The organism is Streptomyces achromogenes (assembly GCF_030816715.1).
Lineage (GTDB): Bacteria > Actinomycetota > Actinomycetes > Streptomycetales > Streptomycetaceae > Streptomyces > Streptomyces achromogenes_A.
The window spans coordinates 2047564-2071534 of record NZ_JAUSYH010000001.1 but is presented as its reverse complement, the minus strand read 5'-3'; the positions used below and the strand labels follow the sequence as shown (position 1 = coordinate 2071534).

Below are 23971 nucleotides of genomic sequence, written 5' to 3'. Positions count from 1 at the left end.
GGCGGGGCGCACGGGCCCGGGCGGGAGCGGCCCGGAGGCGGACGGGAGCGGGTGCGGAAGGGGGTGCGGAGGGGGTGCGGAGGGGGTGCGAGGGACCCTCGCGGGCAGTGTGGCGAAACCCGTCGCGAGTGGCGTACGCCACAGGGTTGCCCCGGAACGGTGAGAGGTCCGCCACGCGGCCCCGGCGTGAACTCGCGTACGCTGCGTGTCACTCGTGTTCGTCTGCGCGGGCCGGAGACCACCGCTCCTCTCCGGCCGAGCCACGGGGAGTCCCCACCTCGTGAGCCCGCCGAACCGAGGGATCACCTGGGAGGTACGTACATGTCCGGGACGACCACGGCCGCCGTCGGGCTGCGCCGTCGGGCGGCCGGGGCCGGTGCCAACCGCTGGGTCGTCCTGGTGGTGCTGTGCGTCAGCCTGCTTCTGGTCGCCGTCGACGCGACGGTGCTGCACGTGGCGGTGCCCGCCGTCACCGAGGACCTGCGCCCCGGCGCCATCGAACTGCTTTGGATCGTCGACACCTATCCGCTGGTCTGCGCCTCGCTGCTGATCCTGTTCGGCACGCTCGGCGACAAGGTGGGGCGAAGACGAATCCTGCTGCTCGGGTACGCCCTGTTCGGCGTCGCCTCCGCGCTGGCCGCCTTCGCGGGCACCGCCGAGGTGCTGATCGTGGCGCGGGCGCTGCTCGGCGTCGGCGGAGCGATGATCATGCCGGCGACGCTGTCGATCCTGCGGCAGGTGTTCCCCGACCGCCGCGAGCGGGCGCTGGCCATAGGCATCTGGAGCGCGGTGGCCGCGGTGGGCGCGGCCGTGGGCCCACTGCTCGGCGGCTTTCTGCTGGAGCACTTCTGGTGGGGCTCGGTCTTCCTGGTCAACATCCCGTTGATGCTGGTCAGCCTGCCGGTGGGGCGACTGCTCCTGCCCGAGTCGAAGGGCGCGGGGGACGGTCCCTGGGACGTGGTCGGTGCGCTGATGGCGGCGGCGGGACTGTTCGGCGCCGTGTTCGGCGTGAAGCGGCTGGGCGGCGGGGAGGCCGGTCCGCTCACCGTGCTCCCGCTGGCGGCCGGAGCCGTGCTGCTCGTGATGTTCGTCCGCCGTCAGCGGCGGCGGTCTCATCCGCTGGTGGATCTCCGGATGTTCGGGCGGCCGCCGTTCAGCACGTCGGTGGGGTGCATCGTGCTGGCGATGCTGGCGCTGGTCGGCCTCGAGCTGATCGCGGCGCAGTACCTCCAGCTGGTGCTGGGGCTGTCCCCTCTGGAGACGGGTCTGCGTCTGCTGCCCCTGACCTTCGCCGCGATGGCGGCGGGGCTGGCCGGGGCGCGGCTGCTGCGGCGGTTCGGGCCGCGGCGGATGGTGTGCGGCGGGTTCGTCCTGACGGCCGCGGCGGTGCTGACGCTGACCGCGATGGGCGAGTCGGACAACACGGGGCTGCTGCTGTGCGGCTTTCTGCTGCTGGGCTTCGGCCTGGAGACGACCCTCTTCGCGGCGTACGAGTCGATGCTGAGCGAGGCCCCGCCGGAACAGGCGGGCGGGGCGGCGGCCATCGGAGAGACCTCGTACCAGCTGGGCGCGGGCATCGGCATAGCGCTGCTCGGCAGCGTGATGAACGCGGCGTACGCGCCCGGGCTCAGCTCCGTCCCCGGGGTTCCCGCGTCGGCGTCGGCCGCGGCGGGGCATTCGCTGGGCGAGGCCTACGAGGTCGCCGGGCGGCTCGGAGGACCTGCCGGAGCGGCCCTGCGCGCCACCGCCCGGGACTGCTTCGTCCACGGACTGCATGTGACGTTGCTGGTCAGCGCCGGGTTGCTGCTGCTCGGGGCGGTGATGGCGCTGCGCCTGCCGCGGACCATGCAGTGCGAGTCGGCTCCGGTGGAGCTGCCCGCTCCCAGAGAGGTCGCTCCGTCCCGCGTCTCGGTGTGAGGGGTCGGCGGGTGGACGTGCGGGGCGTCGCGTCGTAACGTCACCCGGGACATCGTGACTAGCGGTGCTAGTTTTCCATGGCTGGCGTGCTGGTCTTCTTGGTTCCTGCCGGAGGCTGCCGTATGTCCGCGTCCTCGAAGTTGCCGCCCTTCGACCCCGCCGACCCGCTCGGGCTCGACGACCTGCTGGAGCCGGAGGACCTCGCGGTCCGCGACACGGTGCGCGGCTGGGCGGCGGACCGGGTACTGCCGAACGTCGCCGAGTGGTACGAGCGCGGGGAGCTGCCCGTCATCCGGGAGCTCGCGCGGGAACTCGGCGGGATCGGCGCGCTCGGCATGTCGCTCGACGGCTACGGCTGCGCGGGGGCGAGCGCCGTGCAGTACGGGCTCGCCTGCCTGGAGCTGGAGGCCGCCGACTCCGGGATCCGCTCGCTCGTCTCCGTGCAGGGCTCCCTCGCCATGTACGCCGTCCACCGGTTCGGGAGCGAGGAGCAGAAGCAGGAGTGGCTGCCCCGGATGGCGGCCGGCGAGGTCATCGGCTGCTTCGGCCTCACCGAGCCGGACCACGGCTCCGACCCCGCCGGCATGCGGACGCACGCCAAGCGCGACGGCTCCGACTGGGTGCTCAACGGGCGCAAGATGTGGATCACCAACGGCTCCGTCGCGGGCGTCGCCGTGGTGTGGGCGCAGAGCGACGACGGGATCCGGGGGTTCGTCGTGCCGACCGACAGCCCGGGGTTCTCCGCCCCGGAGATCCGGCACAAGTGGTCCCTGCGGGCCAGCGTGACCAGCGAGCTGGTCCTCGACGACGTGCGGCTGCCCGCCGAGGCCGTGCTGCCGGAGGTCACCGGCCTGAAGGGACCGCTCAGCTGCCTGAACCACGCCCGCTACGGCATCGTGTGGGGAGCGATGGGGGCGGCCCGCTCCTGTTTCGAGGCCGCCGTCGGATACGCGAAGACCCGTGAGCAGTTCGGGCGGCCCATCGGGGGCTTCCAGCTCACCCAGGCCAAGCTCGCCGACATGGCGGTCGAACTGCACAAGGGGATTCTGCTCGCCCACCATCTGGGGCGGCGCATGGACGCCGGCCGCCTGCGTCCCGAGCAGGTCAGCTTCGGCAAGCTCAACAACGTGCGGGAGGCGATCGAGATCTGCCGGACCGCCCGTACCGTCCTCGGGGCCAACGGGATCTCGCTCGAGTACCCGGTCATGCGGCACGCGACGAACCTCGAGTCGGTGCTCACCTACGAGGGCACCGTCGAGATGCACCAGCTCGTGCTGGGCAAGGCGCTCACCGGACTCGACGCCTTCCGCTGACCCGAGGGGGCAGGGCCGGCGAGCGGCCCTGCCTCAGCTCTGGTTGAAGAAACCGTCCGTCCGGCGCGCGGACGGGTCCCCGTTCACGATCTCCGTGTTGGCGGGGGTCAGCAGGAACACCCGGGTGGACACCCGCTCGATCGAACCCCGCAGGCCGAAGATCAGCCCGGCCGCGAAGTCGACGACGCGCTTGGCGTCGGCGGGCTCCATGGCGGTGAGGTTCATGATGACCGGCACGCCCTCGCGGAACAGCTCACCGATCGCCCGCGCGTCCCGGAAGCTGTCCGGGGTGACCGTGCCGATCCGGCGGCCCTTCTCCTCGGCCGTGTCCGTGGCCACCTTCACGCGGGGGTCGGTGACCCAGGCGTCGCCGGAGTCGGTCCCCTCGGAATAGTCGTCGTCGTAGTAACGCTCGTCATCGTTGTCGTCGACGAGGCCAAGCCAGGCACTCGCCTTGCGCACCGATCCCATGGACGCCTCCTCTCACAGCGGTCATTCTGCTTTCCGCATTCCCCATGGTCGTCCATGATGCGGATGTCGCGCCAAGTGGATAGACGCCGCGCGGGGGGTTTGTGACGGTACTGGTGCACAGCGCATCCGTCGAGAGCCCGCGTCTCCCAAGGGTCGTACCGGATACGGCTGCTGACTGTGAGTGAAATATGATTCTTCGTGGCGGATGGGTGACGCTCGGTGCGTCCGGGTGAACGAGTGCCCCCGATCCGGCGCGACAATCAGCCGATAACATGCGGCAGCTCAATGTCCCAGGGACGACGGGGGTTGTCGTGTTCGGAATCGTCAGACCGTGCTCTCACCGGCTCGGTGAGAGCCTCAAGACCCAGTGGATGGCGCACCTGTGCGGGCTGTGCCTCGCGCTGCGCGGCGACCACGGGCAGTTCGCGCGGGTCGTCACCAACTACGACGGCCTGCTCATATCGGTTCTGACGGAGGCTCAGGCCGAACGCGCGACGGCCGGCGGGTGGCGGCGCACCGCGGGTCCGTGCCCGCTGCGCGGCATGCGCACCGCATCCGTCGCCCAGGGCGAGGGCGCCCGGCTCGCGGCCGCCGTCTCGCTGGTGCTCGCCTCCGCCAAGGTGCGCGACCACGTCGCCGACGGGGACGGCCTGCTCGCGCGGCGGCCGGTCGCCGTCGCCGCGCGCCGGGTCGCCGCCGGCTGGGGACGGGCCGGCGAACGGAGCGGGGCCGCCGTCGGGTTCGACACCGCCGTCCTGGTCGACGCCGTGGACCGGCAGGTCGGCATCGAGGCGCTCGCGGGGCCGGGCACCCCGCTGCTGACCGTCACCGAGCCGACCGAGACCGCCACCGCCGCCGCCTTCGCGCACACCGCGATCCTGGCGGGCCGGCCGGGCAACACCGCGCCGCTCGCCGAGGCCGGCCGCCTCTTCGGACGTCTCGCGCATCTGCTGGACGCGGTCGAGGACCGGGAGGCGGACGCCGCGGCCGGCGCCTGGAACCCGCTCACGGCCACCGGGACCCCGCTCACCGAGGCCCGCCGGCTCGCCGACGACGCCCTGCACGGCATCCGGCTCGCCCTGAAGGACGTGCGGTTCGAGGAGGGCCGACTGGCGCATCTGCTGCTCGCCCACGAGCTGGAACGGTCGGTGGAACGGGCCTTCGGCACCCGGTCGTGCGGTCACGCGCACGGACCTGAAGGCGCGCACGAAGGCGCGTTCGGCCCCGAGGGCGCGTTCGGGCCGCCCACCGGACCGTACGCCCCGCGGAACCCGGTGGATCCGCACGCGCCCGGCAACCCCTACGGCAACCCCTACGGGGGTGAGCCGCCCCGGCCCGGCAAGCGGGGCTTCCTGGCCGGCTGCGCGGTCGCGCTCGGACTGTGCTGCACCTGCAAGGTGTGCTGCGCCGACGAGTTCGAGGGCCCCTGGTCGCGGAAGAAACGCGAGGGCCTGTGCAACGACTGCGGTGACTGCGGCAACTGTTGCGATTGCGGCAACTGCTGTGACTGCGGTTGCTGTGACGGGTGCGACTGCTGTTCCTGCGACTGCTCCTGCTGACGCGGCCGGCCGCTTTTTGCTGACCCGGCGTCATCCGCGAGGCGGGCGGAGGGCGCAGCGGGGCGTATCGGGCGGGCGGAGCGGGGTGGGGTGGGGTCCTGGGCTCGGGTTACGCCTGCGGCTGCGGCTTCGCCGTGACCGCGACCGCGGCTTCGACCGGCGCGGCGGGTGAGTCCTGTCGGTTCGTGACGGCGCTTCCTGTCACCGGTCCGGCGGGGCCGCCGCTGAGCGGCTCGCCGCCCGCACACGTATCCCTGGGCGAGGACGCGGATCTCGTGCGGCCGGTCCGTCGTCGCCGGCGGGCCGCCCGAGCCGCTCCGGGCGGACCCGCACCGGGGCGCCGCGCCCGCTGCGCGAAAGGATCAGGGACCATGCCCGGGCGCTCCCGCTCCGCCAAGACCGTGCCGCTCGCTGTGAAGATCGTGGTGAGCGGGGGGCTCGGGGTCGGCAAGACCACCTTCATCGGGGCCGTCTCCGAGATCGAGCCGCTCGACACGGACGCGGCGATCACCCAGGTGTCGGTCGGGATCGACTCGCTCGAGGGCGTGGAGTCCAAGACGACGACCACGGTCGCCCTCGACTTCGGGCGGATCACCCTCGACACCGCCATCGCGCTGTACCTCTTCGGCACGCCCGGGCAGAACCGCTTCACGTTCCTGTGGGACGACCTGGCCGAGGGCGCGCTCGGGACGGTGGTCCTCGCGGACACCCGGCGGATCAAGGACTGCTTCCCGGCCGTCGACTACTTCGAGGCCCGGGGAGCGCCGTTCGTGCTCGCCGTGAACCGGTTCGAGGGGGCGGTGCCCGTCGAACTGGAGGAGGTCCGGGACGCCTTGGGCCTGAGCGCGGACGTGCCGGTGCTCGAGTGCGACGCCCGGGAACGGGGTTCCGTGCGGGACGTCCTGGAGGCGCTGATGGACCGGGTGATCGGCTTCCGAGCGGCCCCGAGGACGCGGAACGGGAAGCTGCCGCCCCCGGCCCCGGCTGCGCCCCCGGCCGCGGAGGAGGCGCGCGTGTGACGAGGGAGCCGGGCGAGGCCGCGGAGCCGGCGGGGACGCGGACGGGGCCGGACGTGGAGGTGAGCCGCCAGGGGCGGACGGGACGCGGCCGGGAGCGGGCCGTGGAGGTGAGCCGCGTACGGCGTGGGTCCGGGGCGTGACGGCGGACCCGATCGGCCCTTACTGCCTCCGTGCGCCTTGTCGGCCGTTTCCTCCACACCGCCCCCTCGGCGGGGAACACATGGGGCGTGGAGGTCGAGGCAGCACGGCACAACCTGGTCTGAGCTGGGGCAAGAGGGCTGCAAGAGGGCTCAACTCACGCAGTCCGTTCACCGTCTGACGGCCGAAAGGCGCCCTTGCGCCTACCGGCCGTTCGGCCGAATACTCCCCCTCAGCGCTTGTCAGGGTCACGGCGTGTCCGGAAAGCGGACGAACGTCGACCCTGGCTGCGCCTCACCCGGGCCCCGACCCCACACCACGGGCCCCCGACTTCCCCTGGGAGGGAACGAAACGTGAGGATCAAGCGCACCACCCCCACCATCCCCACGCACGGCATCTCGAGACGGGCCCGGCTGACCGCCGTCGCCACCGGACTCGTGGCCGCGGCCGCCATCGCGATCCCCCATGCGAACGCGGCCGACGACGCCGTCTACAGCAGCGCCGAACTCAAGAGCGCCGGCGACTCGGTGCTCCGGGCGGACATCCCGGGCACCGCCTGGGCCGTCGACAGCAAGACCAACCGGTTGATGGTCACCGTCGACAGCACCGTGTCGGACGCCGAGATCGCGAAGATCAAGGAGCAGGCGGGCGACAACGCCGGCGCGCTCACGATCAAGCACACGCCGGGCAAGTTCAACAAGCTCATCGGCGGCGGCGACGCCATCTACGGCGGCGGCTACCGCTGCTCGCTCGGCTTCAACGTGCGCAGTGGCAGCACCTACTACTTCCTGACCGCCGGGCACTGCGGCGAGGTCGCCTCGACCTGGTACTCGAACTCCGGCCAGACGGCCGTGCTGGGCACCAACAGCAACTACAGCTTCCCGACCAACGACTACGCGCTGGTCCGGTACACCAACACCTCGGTCGCCAAGGCCGGCACCGCGGGCAACACCGACATCACCAGCGCAGGCAACGCCACCGTGGGCCAGTCGGTGATCCGGGACGGCTCCACGACCGGCATCCACACCGGCCGGGTGACCGCCCTCAACGCCACGGTGAACTACGGCGGCGGCGACGTGGTCTACCAGATGATCCAGACCAACGTCTGCGCCGAGGGCGGCGACTCCGGCGGCGCGCTCTACACCTCCGGCGGCGTGGCGCTCGGTCTGACCTCCGGCGGCAGCGGCAACTGCTCGTCCGGCGGCACGACCTTCTTCCAGCCCGTGACCGAGGCCCTGAGCCGCTACGGCGTCAGCGTCTTCTAGCTCCTGGTTCCCGGCCGGGTCCTGCGGCCGGCCGCAGGCGAGCCCCCGCACGCAACCGGCGTGCGGGGGCTCGCCCTTGTCCGCGGGGCGGTCGCCGTTCCCGGCGTGTCGCTGCGCTTCACAGGGCGTGCGGGAATGCGGGTGCGCCGAAGCACGGCGGCAACCGCTTCCCCCGACGTCCTCCACACCCTCGACGGTTTCACCACCTGTGCCGCCCGCCGCGGCGGCGGATTCCGGCCAGGATCACCCCCGTCGGAGGTAGGCGCGGCGTGAGGGGTTACTCACCCGTAGCGTTTGCTGTGCGAATTCCCCTGCGGTCGCCCGCCGGTGACCTGCCGAGGTGCGGGGGCGGTGGAGGTGCGGAGGGCGCCCGGTGCCCACCCTGTGCGCGTCCTGAAGTCGACCTTGTGTGCTCCCTGTGAGGTTCGGAAGAGTGAGCGGCCGTCAACCAGCCTTTCGGTGCGTCACGGTCCCCACGACCACCCGCACCGACCCCCCACAGGAGGACCCGAGTTGCAGCACCGACGCATACCCCGGCGACGGGCGGCCATGGCGGGAGCGGGCGTCGTCGCGCTCGTCGCGGCAGGAGTGACCTTCCAGACTGCGAACGCCAGCGAACCTGCGAAGACCTCGCAGCCCGCCCCGCTCTCGGCCCTCGCGGCCGGAAAACTCGCCTCGTCGCTCGGCCGGGACCTCGGCGCCGACGCGGCGGGCACGTACTACGACGCGAAGAGCAAGAGCCTGGTGGTGAACGTTCTCGACAAGGCCGCGGCGAAGACCGTCGAGGCGGCCGGCGCCAAGGCCAGACTCGTCGAGAACTCGCTCGCCGAGCTGACCGGCGCCCGCACCACGCTGACGTCGGACGCGAGCATCCCGGGTACCGCCTGGGTGACCGACCCGACCGCCAACAAGGTCGTCGTCACCGCCGACCGCACCGTCTCCGAGGCCGAGTGGGCGACCCTCGCCAAGGTCGTCGGCGGGCTCGGCGGGACGGTGGAACTCCAGCGCACGAAGGGGGAGTTCACGCCCTTCGTGGCCGGCGGCGACGCCATCACCGGCGGCACCGGGCGCTGCTCGCTCGGCTTCAACGTGGTCAAGGGCGGCGAGCCGTACTTCCTGACCGCCGGACACTGCACCGACGCCATCTCCACGTGGTCGGACTCCTCCGGCGCGCAGATCGGCGCCAACGAGGTCTCCAGCTTCCCGGACAACGACTACGGCCTGGTCAAGTACACCGCCGAGGTCGACCACCCGAGTGAGGTGAACCTCTACAACGGCTCCGCGCAGGCCATCACCGGCGCCGCCGAGGCCACCGTCGGCATGAAGGTCACCCGCAGCGGGTCGACCACCCAGGTCCACTCCGGCACGGTCACGGGCCTCGACGCCACGGTGAACTACGGCAACGGCGACGTCGTCAACGGCCTCATCCAGACCGACGTCTGCGCCGAGCCCGGCGACAGTGGCGGCTCCCTCTTCTCGGGCAGCAGCGCCGTCGGCCTGACCTCGGGCGGCAGCGGCGACTGCACGGCCGGCGGGGAGACGTTCTTCCAGCCGGTGACGGAGGCGCTGTCGGCCACCGGAACACAGATCGGCTGACCCGGCCCGACCCGGTGTGAGGTCCCGGCCCGGCCAGGTGTGAGCCCGCCCCGGCGTGAGGTTCCGCTCCCCGCGCACGCGAGGGGCGGGGCCTCACGCCGTTTTCCGCCGGGTGCGCAGCATCGCCGCGAGCAGCGTGACGCCGACCCCCGCGACCGCCCACGCCGACAGCGCCAGCAGCGCCGCGGTCATGTCGTTGCCCTCGAAGTAGGCGATCGAGCGCGCCGCCCAGGTTCCCGCGCCCGGCGGCAGCGCCGGGCCGATCGCCCGCCAGAACGGCGGGAGCAGCGGGGGCGGCAGCGCGCCGCCCGCGCTCGGGTTGCCGAGGATCACCACGAGCAGGATGACCAGCCCGACGCCGGCGAGCCCGAAGACGCCCTGGAAGGCCAGGGTGGCCGCGCCGACGGCGAAGATGATCAACGCGCCGAGTCCCCAGTAGGCCGCGAGGCCGCCCGGCAGCGCGCCCAGGACCGGACCGACGATCAGGGCGCCGCCGAGTCCGCCGACGATCCCGACGACGGCCATGGCGAGCAGCCGGATCACCGCGCGCCGTGGGGTCGAGCTCCCGGCGCCCGAACTGATCACCATGATCGACGCGCACAGATAGCCGCCCACGCACCAGCCGACGGCCAGATAGAACGACGACAGCCCGTTGGCGTCCTCCCGGTCGGCCGGGACCACGTCGAGGGTCCGCAGGGTGCGCGCCTGCGACTTCTCCAGGGTGGTGGTGAGTGTCACCAGGGTGGCGGCCAGGACCTTTCCGCCGCCGGTGGCCACCAGCAGGGTGTCGGTGGCGCCCGTGGGGGAGACGATCAGGGCCCCGTCGATCTCCCGGTTCATGATCTGCTTCCGGGCGGTCGCGGCGTCGGTCACCGCGCGGGGGTCCAGGGGGCTGCCGGGCAGCTTCTCCAGCCGGGCCACGGTCTGCCGGGCGGCCGCCCCGGGCGCGACGACCCCGAAGGGCACGTCCTTCGGCTTCGGGTCGTGCAGCGCCCCCACGTAGGAGGCGATGAAGAGCAGATGGAGGGCGACCACACCGACGACCAGCAGCGTGGCCCGCGGGGTGACGGCGTCCTTGACCTCGTCGAGAAAGGAGCCGTGGGGGGAGGCGCGGGGTGCGTCGGGCCCGGTCGTCTGGGTCATGTCCCCACGGTCCGGGGTCGAAGGCGTTTCCGCAGGTGGGAGGCGTCCGAACGGCTATCGTACTGATGTTCGAAAATGTGGTCTAGGGTGAGGGTGGGGGGGATGAACTGATGTTCGAATCTAGTCGGCCGAGGTTGATGGGGTTAGAGTAATCGAACGAGCGTACGATGGATGTATCGGGCTTTTGGGTTAAAAGGGGTGGAGTGATGGAGGTGCGGCATGACGGGCTTCGCCCATCTGCACGTCGCGTCCGGTTACTCCGCCCGCTACGGCGCCGCCCACCCCGAGCACCTCGTCCGGCGGGCGGCCGAGCGGGGCGTGGCGGCGCTCGCGCTCACCGACCGGGACACGGTCACCGGCGCCGTCCGGTTCGCGCGGGCATGCGCCGGGGCCGGGGTCCGACCGGTCTTCGGGGTCGACCTCGCGGTGGAGGCCGTCGCGCCACCGCCGCCCGCCCTGCGCCGCCGCACTCCGGCGCGCGGCGGTGCGTACGTCGTCGAGCCACCGCTGCGGTTCGTCCTGCTCGCGCAGGACCGGGCGGGATGGGCGCGGCTGTGCCGCATCACCTCGGCCGCCCACGCCGGCACCGCGTCCGGCGCGGCACCGGTGGTGGTGCCGTGGGAGGCGCTGCGTGAGCACGGCGGCCCCGGCCTGACCGTGCTGCTCGGACCGCTCTCGGAACCGGTGCGGGCCCTGTCGGTGGGCCGGGAGGACGTCGCGATGAAGCTGCTGGCGCCCTGGAAGGAGATCTTCGGGAGGGGAGTCCGACTGGAAGTCGTTGCGCAGAAACGTTCCGGCACCGGCCCGGGGTCCTTGCGTCTGGCCGCCCGCACCCTGGCCCTGGCCGATCGCACCCACACCACCGCGATCCTCTCCAACGCCGTCCGCTACGCCGACCCCGAGCAGCACCGCCTCGCCGATGTGCTGGACGCCGCGCGGCTGCTGCGCCCCATCGACCGGCGTCACCTGGACAGCGGGCAGCGCTGGCTCAAGGACGAGAGAGGAATGGCGAGCGTGGCGCGGATGATCGCCGAGTGCGCGGGGGTGGACGTTCGCCGGGCCCGGCGCCTGATGGCGGACACCGTCGCCACGGCGACCGAGTGCGCCGTCGACCCGGCGGCGGACCTCGGACTCGGTACGCCGCACTTTCCGGAGCCGTCGCTCTTCGGGGCTGAGCCAAGAGCGGGAGGAGCTGCCCGACTGCTGCGCAGACAGTGCGAGGCCGGTCTGGCCCGACGCGGTCTCGACCGGGACGGCGCGGCGCTCGAGCGGATGACCGAAGAGCTGAAAGTGATCTCCACGCTGTCCTACGACTCGTACTTCCTCGCCGTCGGCCAGGTCGTGGCCGACATCCGGGCCAAGGGCATCCGGGTCGCGGCCCGCGGCTCCGGCGCCGGGTCGATGGTCTGCCACGCGCTGGACATCGCCACCGCCAACCCACTCGACCACCGTCTGCTGTTCGAACGCTTCCTGAGCGAGCGCCGGGCCTCGCTGCCCGACATCGACATCGACGTGGAATCCGCCAGACGGCTGGAGTGCTACGACACGATCTTCGAGCGGTTCGGCAAGGAACGGGTCGCGGTCACCGCGATGCCCGAGACCTACCGGGCCCGCCGCGCCCTGCGCGACACCGGTCTCGCGCTCGGGATCGCCCCGGCCGAGGTCGACCGGATCGCCAAGAGCTTCCCCCACCTGCGCGCCTGCGACATCACCGGCGCGCTCGCCGAACTGCCCGAACTGCGGCAACTGGCCGCCGAGGCCCACCGCTACGGACCGCTGTGGGAGCTGGCCGAGGGCCTCGACTCCCTGGTGCACGGCATGGCCATGCACCCCTGCGGCGTGGTGATCAGCGACGCCACGCTCCTGGACCGGCTGCCGGTGCAGCCCACACCGCAGGGCGACTACCCCATGGCGATGGCCGCGAAGGAGGAGATCGAGGCGCTCGGCAACATCAAACTCGACGTCCTGGGCGTACGGATGCAGTCCGCGATGGCCCACGCCGTCACCGAGATCGAACGCGCCACCGGCACGGCCATCGACCTCGACGACCCCGGGCAGGTGCCGCTCGACGACGTCTTCGCCTTCAAGCTCATCCAGGAGAGCCGGACCCTGGGCCTGTTCCAGCTGGAGTCGCCCGGCCAGCAGGATCTCCTGTCCCGGCTGCAGCCCCGCGACGTGCAGGACGTCATCGCCGACATCAGCCTCTTCCGCCCCGGGCCGGTCGCCGGCGGCATGCCCGAGCGGTACATCGCTGCCCGGCACGGGGGTGCGCCGTCGTACGCGCATCCGGACCTGGAGCCGGTGCTCGCCGACACCTACGGCGTGACCATCTGGCACGAGCAGATCATCGAGACCCTGCGTGTGACGACCGGCTGTGACCGGGCCTTCGCGGAGATCACCCGGCGGGCCCTCGGCGACAGGGAGCAACTGCCCAGGATCAGGGACTGGTTCCACCGACGGGCACGCGCGCGGGGTTACAGCGCGGCCGTCCGGGACGAGGTGTGGAAGACCGTCGAGGCCTTCGGCGCGTACGGCTTCTGCCGTGCTCACGCGGTCGCCTTCGCCGTACCGGCCCTGCAGAGCGCCTGGCTCAAGGCGCACTATCCGGCGTTCCTGCTGGCCGGTCTGCTCGAACACGACCCGGGCATGTGGCCGAAGCGGGTCCTGGTCGCCGACGCCCGCCGGAGCGGCGTACAGATCCTGCCCGTCGACGTCAACCGTTCCCGCAGGAGGCACACCGCGGAGAAGACCGACGGAGACCAGTGGGGTGTACGTCTCGCCCTGTCGGCGGTGCACGGCATCAGCGAAGCGGAGTGCGGACGCATGGAGGAGGGGCAGCCGTACGGATCGTTGTCGGACTTCTGGCAGCGGGCCCGCCCCAGCCGGCCGGTGGCCGAACGCCTCGCGGAAATAGGCGCGTTGACCTGCCTTCACGACGGCCGCCTCACCCGGCGTGATCTCCTGCTGCAGATATCGGAGTTGCACCGGCAGTCCCGCACCCGTCATGCGCACGAGGGCCAACTGCCCATCGACGCGGGCGCTGTCGGCGGCGCGGAGCCGAGCGGGCTGCCGGAGATGACCGGACGCGAAGCGCTGAGCGCCGAGTTGAGCACTCTCGGCATCGACGTCTCCAAGCACCTCATGGAGCACCACCACAGGCTGCTGCGCGAGATCGGCGCGACCGACGCGGCCCACCTGTCCGGCTTCCGCGCGGGACAGCAGGTCCTGGTCGCCGGCGTACGCGCCTCCACCCAGACCCCACCGATCGCCAGCGGCAAGCGGATCATCTTCGTCACCCTGGAGGACGGCTCCGGCCTGGTCGACCTGGCCTTCTTCGAGGACTCCCACCCGGCCTGCGCGCACACCGTCTTCCACAGCGGGCTGCTGCTGGTGCGCGGCACGGTCCAGGTGCGCGGCACCCGCCGTACCGTCGTCGGCACCATGGCCTGGGACCTGGACGAGATCGCCGCCGCCCGCCGGGACAACGGTCCCGAGGCCGCCCTCGCGCTCCTCGGCCAGAGCCGCCCGCACCCGACCCCCGCCCAGCCGCACCGCACCCTGGACAACGGCACGACCGGCGCCCGCCTCCACCCGTACGCCGACCTCCAGCCGGCCGGCACCCGCTCGGCCGACCTGAAGAAGTTCGGCCACCGCAGCCCGGGGAGCGCGGGATGAACGAGATGGGCGCGCGTCAGCGGCACATCGCCCACCTGCACCTGCACGCCTCGCTGACGGAGGAGCAGTACGGCGACATCATCGAACTGATGTCCGGTGTGACGCCCCATGTCCAGGCCGTACCGCCCGACGCCGTCCAACTCGACCTGACCTCCGCGCTCAGGTACTTCGACCTGTCTCCCTACGACATCGTCCAGTTGGCGAAGCTCAGGCTGAAAGCCCTCTACGGCGTCGACAGCAGCGCCGGTCTCGCGGGCAACCGGATGCTGGCGACGATGGCCGCCGACGCGTCCGCGCCGGGTGACACCACCTGGGTCCCCGCCGGGCGGGTGGTCGACTGGTTGTCTCCGCGGCCGGTCACGGCGCTGCCCGGGATCGGCCGCGCAACGGCGGAGACGCTCGGCCGATACGGCCTGCACACCATCGGGCAGGTCCTCGACCTGCCCGCGGGGACCCTGCAACGGCTTCTCGGCGCAGGTCCTGCCCGTCTGCTGGCCGAGCGTGCCCGCGGGCACGATCCTCGCCCGGTCCTCCCCTCGGAACCTGCGGCGCGTCTGGTCGCCGACCTCGTGCTGGAACGGGACTGCCTCGATCCGGTGCAGCATCACCGAGCCGTCCTGGGGCTCGCCGACCGGATCGGCCAACGCCTCCGCGGCGAAAGCCGGATCGCCGGCGGGCTCACCCTCACCGTGCGATACGCCGACCGCAGTTCCACCACACGTACACGCGCCCTGCCGGAACCCACCGACCACTCACCCACCCTCGTGGCGGTCGCCCTGGGCCTGCTGGCCGGCCTCGGGCTGCAGCGGGCGAGGGTCCGCGCCTTCGCGATCCGCGCCGACGGCCTGCTGCCGGCCGGCGACGCCTACCGTCAGCTCTCTCTGGATCCCGGTGACGCCCGTGCCCGCGCCGCAGAAGCCGCCGCCGACCGTGCCCGTCGACGCTTCGGGGCAGAGGCCGTGCGTCCAGCCGCTCTGGCCGACCGCTGACACCGCGAGCCGCCGGCTGCCGGTGAAGGCGGCTGCCCGCCGCTGTCCCACGGCCATGTCGGCTCAGTTGGCCCACGGGGGAGTGATCCGGGTTCCGTCGGCCAGCTCCGCCTCCAGGCCGATGGAGGTGGTGACCCAGGAGAGCGCGGTGTGATCCGTCGGGTTCTCGACGGCCAGGGTCGCGCCCGGATTGACGATCATCGTGTCGCCGGCGGTGATCCGCTCGGTGCGGCCGTCGAGGGTGACGAGCAGTTCACCGACGAGCAGATGGAAGATCTCCTCCCTGTTGACGGTGTGCGCGGGCGCCTTCGTGCCCGCCGGGATCTCGCCCCGCCAGGCGCAGAGCTCCTTGCTTCCGGTGAGCGGGGTGGCGTACGAGACGAAGCGGGCGCCGTGGATCTCGTGGGTGACGGCCTCGGACGAACGGACGACGGGCATGGTGACTCCCCAAGGAGAATGGTCAAGCTGCTTGATTAAGTCAATAGTCAAGCTGCTTGACCATCCTGTCAAGGGTGTTTCAATGCAGACGTGCAGAACTCCGAAGCTCTCGCCCTGTCCGCCGCCCTGCTCGCCGCCGCCGGCGAGCTCACCCGGCGCATCAACGACGGCGTCATCGCCCGCGGCTTCGAGGGGCGGCCCTCCTACGGATTCGCCTTCACCCGGCTGGCCCCGGACGGTGCGACGGTCTCCGAACTCGGCGCCCATCTCGGGGTCACCAAGCAGGCCGCGAGCCAGCTCGTCGACGAGCTGGTGCGCAAGGGGTACGTCGAGCGCCGGCCGCACCCCGTGGACGCCCGTGCCCGGCTGATCGTCCTCACCGAGCACGGCTGGGAGTGCACCCGCGCGGCGGAGGAGGCGGCGGCCGAGGCGGTGCGGGCGTGGGTCGATGTGCTCGGCGAGGGTGAAGTGCGCGCGCTGTACGACCGTTTGGCGCGTATCGCCCCCTACGGTCCGATCAGGCCGGTGTGGTGACGGAGCGTCGGCGGCCGGGCAGTCGCCGACTATCACTGGAAGTTTTTACTGACGCGTAACTTCACACTTCACCTACTCGTCCGTAACTTGACAAGTGAACAGCATCCCGTGATCCGGATCACAGGGCGTACGGCCCTCGCACTCCCCTTGAGCCGCAAGGAGATCACCCGATGCTGCCCTGGAATCGCGTGCTCAGACCACTCGCCGCCCTGCTGCTGGCCGCCGCGGCCGCCACCCTCCCGACAGCCGCCGCTCACGCCTCGACCGCCGCGGACGCCACCGCCGCCGCCCCCTCGAGCGGTTGGAACGACTACCGCTGCAAGCCCTCCGCAGCCCACCCCCGCCCCGTCGTCCTCGTGCACGGCACCCTCGGCAACTCCGTCGACAACTGGCTGGCCCTCGCCCCTTACCTGACGGTCCGCGGTTACTGCGTCTTCTCCGTCGACTACGGCCAACTGCCGGGCGTCCCGCTCTTCAACGGCCTCGGCCCCATCGACGCGTCGGCCGGCCAGCTCTCCGTCTTCGTCGACAAGGTGCTCGCCGCGACCGGCGCCGCCGAGGCCGACCTCGTCGGCCACTCCCAGGGCGGCATGATGCCGCGCTACTACCTGAAGTTCCTCGGCGGAGCCGCCAAGGTCAACGCGCTGGTCGGGATCGCCCCCGACAACCACGGCACCACACTCGGCGGACTCACCCGTCTGCTGCCCTACTTCCCGGGCGCAGAGGACCTGCTCTCGGCCGCCACCCCGGGCCTCGCCGACCAGATCGTCGGGTCGGACTTCCTCACCGAGCTCAACAAGGGCGGGGACACCGTCCCCGGCGTCCGCTACACCGTCATCGCCACCCGGTACGACGAAGTCGTCACACCGTGGCGCACCCAGTTCCTCAGCGGGTCGAACGTGCACAACGTCCTGCTCCAGGACCTGTGCCCGCTGGACCTCTCCGAGCACCTGGCGATCGGGCTGCTCGACCGGATCGCCTTCCACGAAGTGGCCAACGCGCTCGACCCGGCCCACGCCACCGCCACCACCTGCGCGTCCGTCCTGAGCTGACGCGCCGCTCGGGTTCGCCGGGGCCTGTCCGGCCTGAGCCGCCGGTCAGGCCCCGGAGTCCGTGTCGTCCGCCGGCTCAGCGAGGGTCGACCGCCGTCGCCACCGGGTGCGCCAGGTCCAGGTCGGACCAGGCCAGGGGCCGGGCCGGGTCGTAACCGGCCTTGGTGGGGTAGACCGTGAAGGTCCCCTTGTGCGGGGCGGTCGCGCGGTATGCGAACGTGGTCGGGCCGCTGTCGACGGCGGTCGCCGGCCAGTCGGCGCGGGCCAGGTCCAGCCCCTCGAACTCCTCGTTGCCCGCGCTGCACAGCCTGCCGTCCGGGATCAGCTCCTGATGGCGCCCGTTCGCGTCGCCGATGCGGATGCCGTTCCCGTCGTACAGCGCCTGGGTGCCGCCCGCCGCGACCGTCGCCCGGCAGGCGCCCGACCTCGGGCTCTCCGGCCCCTCCGCGTAGCACTGCGCCACCCCGCTGACGGGATCGCCCATCGACCCGTGCGCGGCGGCGGGCGCGGCGGACAGCGCGGGCAGGGCCGACGCGGCCAGGCCGAGAGCGACGGCGGCGACGGCCTTGCGGCGTGCGGGCATGGGGGATCTCCTCGGAACCGGAAACGGTCGGCGGCGTGTGGTGCGCCCGGAACCAAAGAAACCCCGAAACGGCCGGCCGAGGGCGGCCGGCGGCGATCTTTAGGGCCGCGTTAAGGAAGCGCTGAGCCTGGGATCAGGTAGGCGCCGATTTCGGTGCGGAGAGCGAGGGGATCCGCCCGCGACGCCGGCCGACGTGCCGGCGGCAGGGGTCCGTCACCGGCGCGAGAGCGTGACCGTCCGCCCGGACGCCCAAGGCCGGGGTGCCGGACGGCTGCTGCTGCACGTCGTGGACGCCACACGCGTGTGCGCGAGGCCTGCTCCGGGCCGGAGGGCGAGGAGGCTGCCGGGGGTGAACAGGCTGTCAGGCGTGAACGGGCTCTGAAAGAAGCGGCCTCAGCCGTCGGGCCACCAGGTGCGGGCGATGTCCTTGCGCACCTCGGGCCGGCCGGCGGGCCGTTCGTCCGCCTCGTCGCGGATCCTGCGGGATTCCGTCTTCTTCAGGGGCTTCTGCACGGTGGTGCGGCGCATGGCTGCCTCCTTCAAGGGCTACCGAGTTCCGCGTTCTCACGGAGGTAGACCCTTTCCGGGAGAGTTCCTCATCAACCCCCGGTCTGTCAGTGGCGGGTGTCACGATTCGACTGTCAGTGGCGGGTGTCACTCTGGGGCACATGAGGGAAAACAGTGACGAAGCGACTTCGCCCGGTGTCGACTGGAACGCGGCGGCGGCCGCGTTCGACGACGAGCCGGACCACGGACTGCGCGACCCCGAGGTGCGCGCCGCCTGGGCCGACCGGCTGCGCGCCTGGCTGCCGGAGCGCGCGAGTGACGTGCTCGATCTCGGCTGCGGCACCGGCAGCCTCTCCCTGCTCGCGGCCGAGCAGGGACACCGTGTGACGGGCGTGGATCTGTCGCCGGCCATGATCGACCTGGCCCGGGCCAAACTCGCCGGGCGTGACGCGGTGTTCCTCCACGGTGACGCGACGGCGCCCCCGGTCGGCGAGGAGCGCTTCGACGCGCTGCTCGTCCGGCACCTGCTGTGGGCGCTGCCCGACCCGGCCCGCGTGCTGCGGACCTGGCGCGCTCTGCTGCGCCCCGGTGGGCGGCTCGTGCTGGTCGAGGGCGTCTGGGGCGCCGTCGCCCCGGTCGGCATACCGGCGGACCGGCTCACCGCGCTGCTGGCCCCGCTGGCCGGGCACACGCGTGTGGAGCGGCTGTCGCAGGACCCACGCCTGTGGGGCGGCCCGGTGGAGGACGAGCGGTACGCGGTGGTGGCGACGGTGTGAGCCCCCGGTCGCCGGCCGTGGCTCTCGCGCCGCGGCCGGCCCCGGTCGCCGGGTCACGTCAGCAGCGACTCCAGGCCGCCCTCGGTGCGGGCGAGCGCCTCCAACTCGTCGAGGGCGGCGAGCGCGGCGGCCGCGGCACGCGGGTCCCGCCGGGCGAGTCCGCTCTCCTCGAACTCGTCCTCGTCCAGGCGTCGGACGTCCGTGCCGTCGGCGGAGCGCCACAGGTCCAGGTCGAGGTCCTCCACGACGAGCTCCGCGCCGGACCGCACGGCCGGCCGGGCGACGTCGCAGTACCAGCCCTTCAGAGCGCCGGACGCGGCGCGGACCTCCTTCACCGAATACCACCGGTCGCGCCAGTAGAACTCGGTGAAGACGTCGCCCGCCTCGAACCGCACGAAGCCGAAGTCGCGTACGCCGTCACCGGCCCACGGGGCGCGCACGGCGATCCGGACGCCGTCGTCGGACAGCAGCCCGGCCGGGTAGCGGATCTTCGTCCGCCCGCCCTTGACCAGGACGACGTCCACCATGCCCACCGGCTCAGCCGAGTTCGCGGACATACCGCACCTCCGTCGCGCGGATCTCGTACCCGAACCACCGGTTGACCGCGAGCATCGGCCCGTTGTCCGAGTCGTTGCTGGTGTGGGCCTGGGTGTACCCGGCTGCGCGTGCGCGGTGCAGCGAGTCGTTCTTGACGAGCTTGGCCAGGCCCCGGCCGCGGTGGTCGCGGACGGTGCCGGTCATGCCGGTGCCGTAGCGAGCGGCGCCGTCGGTGTGGGCCACGCTGAACGCGACGGGACGGCCGTCGGCCACGGCGACCGATGTCAGCTCCCGATCGAGGTGGGGATGCTTCCAGTACTCGGCGATCCACGCCTCGTAGTCCGTGAACTCGATGGCGATGTCGCCCGGTTCGTCGGAGTTCGTTTCGGCGTCGAGGGTGAACAACGGTCGGGGGTCGTCCGCGAAGTCGGCCGCCGTGCGCAGTTCGACGCCCGCCGGCGGCTTCTGCGGCGGCGGCAGCTCGGTGTGCTTCAGGTCCAGCACCAGGAAGTGCGCGGAGCGGCTCGCCCGGTAGCCGTGCCGCTCGGCGAAGGCGCGGTGGCCGGGCTCGTCCAGCACCCAGGCGAACAGCTTGGTCGCTCCGTGCGCCGCCAGGTGCTCCTCGGCGGCGCGCACCAGCAGCGTGCCCGCGCCGCGGCGGGCGCGGGCCGGGTCCACGTACACGTTGAGCCAGCCCTGGCCCGGCTCCGGGCTGTCGTGCGCGAGGCCGACCTGGGCCGTGCCGACGACCTCACCGTCCTCCTCGGCGACCAGCGCGCGGTAGTGGGCGGCGGCCGGGGTCAGGGCGAGGTGGTGGAGCACGGACGCCCGGCTGAAGTACACGTACGGCAGCGCGGCGTGCCGGACGCGGACGAAGCCCTCGATGTCGGCGTCTGCGCCGGGGTGGAGATCGCGCACGATGACGGTCATGTGGGTTCACGCTAGGAGAGGCGGCCCGCGGGTGCCTCCCATTTTCCGGCGGGTACGGGACAATCGGGCCCGTGACCTTGAAGATCCACATCGATGAGAGTGCCGCGCCCTACGAGCAGGTGCGGGCGCAGATCGCCGAGCAGGCGCATGCGGGAGAGCTGCCCGTCGGGTACCGTCTGCCGACCGTGCGGGGCCTGGCCGAGTCCCTGGGCCTCGCCGCGAACACCGTCGCCAAGGCGTACCGGGCGCTGGAGACGGACGGGGTGATCGAGACCCGGGGGCGCAACGGCACCTTCGTCGCCGCCGCGGGACCGGCGGCGGAGCGTGAGGCCGCGGCCGCCGCCCAGGCCTACGCCGAACGGGTGGTGCGGCTGGGGCTCAGCGAGGAGCAGGGGGCGGCCGTCGTCCGGGAAGCCCTGCGGGCGGCCTACCGGGCGTGATCACCGGCGCGCGGCGAGCCCGCGCGGGGTGCGCGTCACCGCCAGCCCCGCCCGTGCCGCCGTCCGCCCGAACAGGGCCGCGTCCGCCACCGCCGCGCCGCCGGGATCGTTGTTGAAGTACGTGTACACGTCGGCGTCGTCCGGCCAGGTCGTCGCGATGCGGTCCAGCCAGGTCTCCAGGGCCCGGCGGCCGTAGTGCGGCCAGGGGTGGGCACGCCCCTGGTGGAAGCGGACGTAACCCCAGTCGGCGGTCCGCCACAACGGCGTCACCGGACGGGAGCGGCTGTCGGCCCAGCACAGGGCCGCGCCCCGGGACCGCAGGACCTCCCGCACCCGCGGCGTCCACCACGACGCGTGGCGGGGTTCGACCGCCACCCGGGCGCCCGGCGGGAAGCAGGCCAGGCAGGCGTCCAGCAGAGCGGGATCGGCCCGCAGGGTCGGCGGCAGCTGGAGGAGTACGGGGCCGAGGCGGCCGCCGAGGCCCGCCGCGTGGGTCATCAGGCGGTACACCGGCTCCTCCGGGTCCTTCAGCCGCTTGATGTGGGTGAGATAGCGGCTCGCCTTCACCGCGACCGTGAAGTCCGGCGGGACGCGCTCCGCCCAGGACGCGAAGGTCTCCCGGGACGGGAGCCGGTAGAAGGCGTTGTTGATCTCCACGGTGGCGAAGTGTCCGGCGTACTCCTCCAGCCACCGCCGTACGGGCACGTCGGCCGGGTACAGGACGTCCTTCCAGTCCTTGTACTGCCAGCCCGACGTGCCGACGTGCAGCGTCATACCTCCATCAAACACCCGGGGCTCCTACGGGCGGGGCCGCCCGGGCCGGCCGGGTGCTCGGAGGCGCCTGGGTGTTCAGACGTGCCGGGTGCTCAGAGGTAGAGTCCCGCGTCCGCCACCCCGCGCGGTTCCGGCAGCGCGGTGGGGGAGATGCCGCGGCGCAGCGCGTACAGCTCCGCGAGCGTCGCGCCGTCGCGTCCCACCCCCTCCTCCGTGCCCAGCCACTCCACGGCCTCCGGGCGGGTCAGCGGACCCACCTCGATACGCGCCAGACAGCGGCCGGGGCGGACCACGGCGGGGTGCAGGCGCTCCAGGTCCTCGTTGGTGGTGACGCCGACCAGGACGTTGCGGCCCTGACCGAGCAGGCCGTCGGTCAGGTTCAGCAGCCGGGACAGCGCCTGGCCCGCCGTGTGCTTGGCCTCGCCGCGGATCAGTTCGTCGCAGTCCTCCAGGAGCAGCAGCCGCCAGCGGCTCTTGCCGGCGCCGTCCTCCTCGCCGATCGCGATGTCCATGAGATAGCCGACGTCCGAGAACAGCCGCTCGGGGTCCAGCACGCAGTCCACCTGGCACCAGTCCCGCCAGGAGCGGGCCAGGGTGCGCAGCGCGGACGTCTTTCCGGTGCCGGGCGGGCCGTGCAGCAGGAGCAGCCGGCCCGCGATGCTCTCCGGGGTCGTGGCCATCAGGCGGTCCATCGCCTCGGCGACGGGGGCCGTGTAGTTGGGGCGCACCTCGTCCCATGTGCCCGCGGAGATCTGGCGGGTGGTGCGGTGCGGGCCGCGCCGCGGGGAGACGTACCAGAAGCCCATGGTCACGTTCTCGGGCTGGGGCTCGGGTTCGTCCGCCGCTCCGTCCGTGGCCTCGTCCAGCACCTGCGCGGCCAGTTCGGCGGTGGTCGCGGTGACCGTGACGTCGGCGCCGCGGTTCCAGCGGGAGACCAGCAGCGTCCAGCCGTCGCCCTCGGCCAGGGTGGCGCTGCGGTCCTCGTCGCGGGCCATGCGCAGCACCCGGGCCTGCGGCGGCAGCAGGGTCGCGCCGGCGCGCACGCGGTCGATGTTCGCCGCGTGCGAGTACGGCTGCTCGCCCGTCGCGAAGCGGCCGAGGAACAGCGCGTCGACGACGTCGGACGGGGAGTCGGAGTCGTCGACGGTGAGCCGGATCGGCAGTGCGTCGTGTGGGAGTGCGGACATGCCCGCCATGATCCGGCACGAGGCCCCCGGGTGCACCCGGTTTCCGAGGTGCGCGGGGTGTGTCGGCTCTGTCGTGTTCGCCTGTTCGATCCGTTCCGTCCCGGGCGGCCCGGGGCGGCCTGCGGCCGAGCGTGAACGGCCGTGCTCGGGCGGTTCCTGACGTTTCGTCCGCTCGATCCTGACTCTCCGTCCGTTCGGCGTCACAGAACGAGGCACTCCGTCGACGGCAAAGTTGGCATGGACACTTCCCGTCAACACGCGTAGTTGCTACGACAGTCATGGCAGAGATCCTGCTAAAGGGAGGTTCCATGAGACGTTCCCGACTTGTCGTATTCGTCAGCTCAGTCCTCCTCGCCGCCGGCGCCGCCCTCACCGGGGCGGCCCCCGCGCAGGCATCCCAACTCGCCGCCACGGGCGGCTACGTGGCGCTCGGCGACTCCTACTCCTCCGGCGTCGGAGCGGGCGGCTACATCGGCTCCAGCGGCAGCTGCAAGCGCAGCACCAAGGCGTACCCCTACCTCTGGAACGCCGCCCACGCCCCGTCCTCGTTCACCTTCGCGGCCTGTTCAGGCGCTCGTACGGGTGATGTTCTGGCCAACCAGCTCGGCGGCCTGAACGCCTCCACCGGCCTGGTGACCGTCACCGTCGGCGGCAACGACGCGGGCTTCGCCGACGTCATGACGACCTGCGTCACCAGCTCCGACAGCACCTGCCTGTCCCGCATCAACACCGCCAGGGCGTACGTCGACTCCACGCTCCCCGGCAAACTCGACACCGTCTACGCGTCGATCCGCGACAGGGCCCCGAACGCGCGCGTCGTCGTCATCGGCTACCCGCGCTTCTACCGGCTCGGCACGGTCTGCCTGGGACTGTCCGAGGCGAAGCGCTCCGCCATCAACGGCGCCGCCGACTACCTGGACGCCGCCACCGCGCGGCGCGCCGCCGCGCACGGCTTCGTCTTCGGCGACGTCCGCGGCTCGTTCGGCGGCCACGAGATCTGCTCCGGCAGCTCCTGGCTGCACAGCCTCAACCTGCTCAACATCGGCGAGTCCTACCACCCGACCGCGTCCGGTCAGGCGGGCGGCTATCTGCCGGTTCTGAACAGCGTGGCCTGATCCGCGCCGGGCC

At 72.4% G+C, this 23971-nt stretch carries 21 protein-coding genes and 1 pseudogene; 13 read left to right on the top strand and 9 right to left on the bottom strand.

Features of this window, described 5'->3' with window-relative positions; translation table 11 throughout:
- Nucleotides 1-321 precede the first annotated feature (321 nt).
- Entirely contained in the window at nt 322-1917 is a 1596-nt protein-coding gene (locus QF032_RS09365) for an MFS transporter (protein WP_307055708.1), read from the top strand.
- Between the two features lie 122 nt (nt 1918-2039).
- Entirely contained in the window at nt 2040-3230 is a 1191-nt protein-coding gene (locus tag QF032_RS09360; protein WP_306953619.1) for an acyl-CoA dehydrogenase family protein, read from the top strand.
- 33 nt (nt 3231-3263) lie between these two features.
- On the opposite strand, the gene QF032_RS09355 is transcribed toward QF032_RS09360, so the two are convergent.
- Nucleotides 3264-3701 (bottom strand): cell division protein SepF, encoded by a 438-nt coding sequence (locus QF032_RS09355; protein WP_306953620.1) that lies wholly within the window; start codon nt 3699-3701, stop codon nt 3264-3266.
- A gap of 272 nt (nt 3702-3973) precedes the next feature.
- Here QF032_RS09355 and QF032_RS09350 point away from each other — a divergent pair, with 272 nt between their 5' ends.
- The 4 genes from QF032_RS09350 (at nt 3974) to QF032_RS09335 (ending at nt 9278) form a co-directional block, all read left to right on the top strand.
- Nucleotides 3974-5260, top strand: a complete 1287-nt coding sequence (locus QF032_RS09350; protein ID WP_307055706.1) for a DUF5685 family protein — start codon at nt 3974-3976, stop codon at nt 5258-5260.
- A gap of 371 nt (nt 5261-5631) precedes the next feature.
- Nucleotides 5632-6279: a GTP-binding protein gene (locus QF032_RS09345; RefSeq protein ID WP_307055704.1), complete on the top strand. Its 648-nt coding sequence runs from the start codon at nt 5632-5634 to the stop codon at nt 6277-6279.
- Between the two features lie 491 nt (nt 6280-6770).
- Nucleotides 6771-7682, top strand: coding sequence for a S1 family peptidase (locus QF032_RS09340; protein ID WP_306953626.1), 912 nt, complete (start codon nt 6771-6773; stop codon nt 7680-7682).
- A gap of 513 nt (nt 7683-8195) precedes the next feature.
- Entirely contained in the window at nt 8196-9278 is a 1083-nt protein-coding gene (locus tag QF032_RS09335; protein ID WP_307055702.1) for a S1 family peptidase, read from the top strand.
- Between the two features lie 93 nt (nt 9279-9371).
- Here the strand turns inward: QF032_RS09335 and QF032_RS09330 are convergent, their stop codons facing one another.
- On the bottom strand, nt 9372-10421 hold the full coding sequence (locus QF032_RS09330) for a DUF3533 domain-containing protein (protein ID WP_307055700.1): 1050 nt from the start codon (nt 10419-10421) through the stop codon (nt 9372-9374).
- A gap of 219 nt (nt 10422-10640) precedes the next feature.
- On the opposite strand from QF032_RS09330, the gene QF032_RS09325 reads away from it, so the two are divergent.
- A complete protein-coding gene (locus tag QF032_RS09325; RefSeq protein ID WP_307055698.1) occupies nt 10641-14096 on the top strand; it encodes a DNA polymerase III subunit alpha in 3456 nt (1151 codons plus the stop codon).
- Nucleotides 14097-14101: 5 nt separating this feature from the next.
- Nucleotides 14102-15085, top strand: coding sequence for a DNA polymerase Y family protein (locus QF032_RS09320; protein ID WP_307060193.1), 984 nt, complete (start codon nt 14102-14104; stop codon nt 15083-15085).
- 63 nt (nt 15086-15148) lie between these two features.
- On the opposite strand, the gene QF032_RS09315 is transcribed toward QF032_RS09320, so the two are convergent.
- Complete coding sequence (locus QF032_RS09315; RefSeq protein WP_307041466.1) at nt 15149-15523, bottom strand: cupin domain-containing protein; 375 nt, start codon at nt 15521-15523, stop codon at nt 15149-15151.
- Between the two features lie 90 nt (nt 15524-15613).
- Here QF032_RS09315 and QF032_RS09310 point away from each other — a divergent pair, with 90 nt between their 5' ends.
- Together QF032_RS09310 and QF032_RS09305 are read left to right on the top strand one after the other, a co-directional pair.
- Complete coding sequence (locus QF032_RS09310) at nt 15614-16057, top strand: MarR family winged helix-turn-helix transcriptional regulator (protein WP_307055696.1); 444 nt, start codon at nt 15614-15616, stop codon at nt 16055-16057.
- Between the two features lie 170 nt (nt 16058-16227).
- Entirely contained in the window at nt 16228-17109 is an 882-nt protein-coding gene (locus tag QF032_RS09305; RefSeq protein WP_306953638.1) for an esterase/lipase family protein, read from the top strand.
- 82 nt (nt 17110-17191) lie between these two features.
- Here the strand turns inward: QF032_RS09305 and QF032_RS09300 are convergent.
- Together QF032_RS09300 and QF032_RS09295 are read right to left on the bottom strand one after the other, a co-directional pair.
- Nucleotides 17192-17692, bottom strand: a pseudogene (locus QF032_RS09300) (lytic polysaccharide monooxygenase); the annotation flags it as partial.
- 393 nt (nt 17693-18085) lie between these two features.
- Entirely contained in the window at nt 18086-18220 is a 135-nt protein-coding gene (locus QF032_RS09295) for a hypothetical protein (protein WP_107105240.1), read from the bottom strand.
- A 140-nt stretch (nt 18221-18360) separates the two neighbouring features.
- Here QF032_RS09295 and QF032_RS09290 point away from each other — a divergent pair, with 140 nt between their 5' ends.
- On the top strand, nt 18361-18975 hold the full coding sequence (locus tag QF032_RS09290) for a class I SAM-dependent methyltransferase (protein WP_307041461.1): 615 nt from the start codon (nt 18361-18363) through the stop codon (nt 18973-18975).
- 53 nt (nt 18976-19028) lie between these two features.
- On the opposite strand, the gene QF032_RS09285 is transcribed toward QF032_RS09290, so the two are convergent.
- Both QF032_RS09285 and QF032_RS09280 read right to left on the bottom strand, forming a co-directional pair.
- Entirely contained in the window at nt 19029-19532 is a 504-nt protein-coding gene (locus QF032_RS09285) for a DUF402 domain-containing protein (RefSeq protein ID WP_307055694.1), read from the bottom strand.
- Nucleotides 19513-20442, bottom strand: coding sequence for a GNAT family N-acetyltransferase (locus QF032_RS09280; protein WP_307055692.1), 930 nt, complete (start codon nt 20440-20442; stop codon nt 19513-19515). Before QF032_RS09280 ends, QF032_RS09285 begins: the two co-directional genes overlap by 20 nt.
- Nucleotides 20443-20513: 71 nt before the next feature.
- Between QF032_RS09280 and QF032_RS09275 the strand changes: the two genes are divergently transcribed.
- A complete protein-coding gene (locus QF032_RS09275; RefSeq protein ID WP_307041455.1) occupies nt 20514-20882 on the top strand; it encodes a GntR family transcriptional regulator in 369 nt (122 codons plus the stop codon).
- Here the strand turns inward: QF032_RS09275 and QF032_RS09270 are convergent, their stop codons facing one another.
- Both QF032_RS09270 and QF032_RS09265 read right to left on the bottom strand, forming a co-directional pair.
- Complete coding sequence (locus QF032_RS09270) at nt 20883-21656, bottom strand: DUF72 domain-containing protein (RefSeq protein WP_307055690.1); 774 nt, start codon at nt 21654-21656, stop codon at nt 20883-20885.
- 92 nt (nt 21657-21748) lie between these two features.
- Nucleotides 21749-22843 (bottom strand): DUF5925 domain-containing protein, encoded by a 1095-nt coding sequence (locus QF032_RS09265; RefSeq protein WP_307041452.1) that lies wholly within the window; start codon nt 22841-22843, stop codon nt 21749-21751.
- A gap of 308 nt (nt 22844-23151) precedes the next feature.
- On the opposite strand from QF032_RS09265, the gene QF032_RS09260 reads away from it, so the two are divergent.
- Nucleotides 23152-23958: an SGNH/GDSL hydrolase family protein gene (locus tag QF032_RS09260; RefSeq protein WP_307055688.1), complete on the top strand. Its 807-nt coding sequence runs from the start codon at nt 23152-23154 to the stop codon at nt 23956-23958.
- Nucleotides 23959-23971 lie beyond the last annotated feature (13 nt).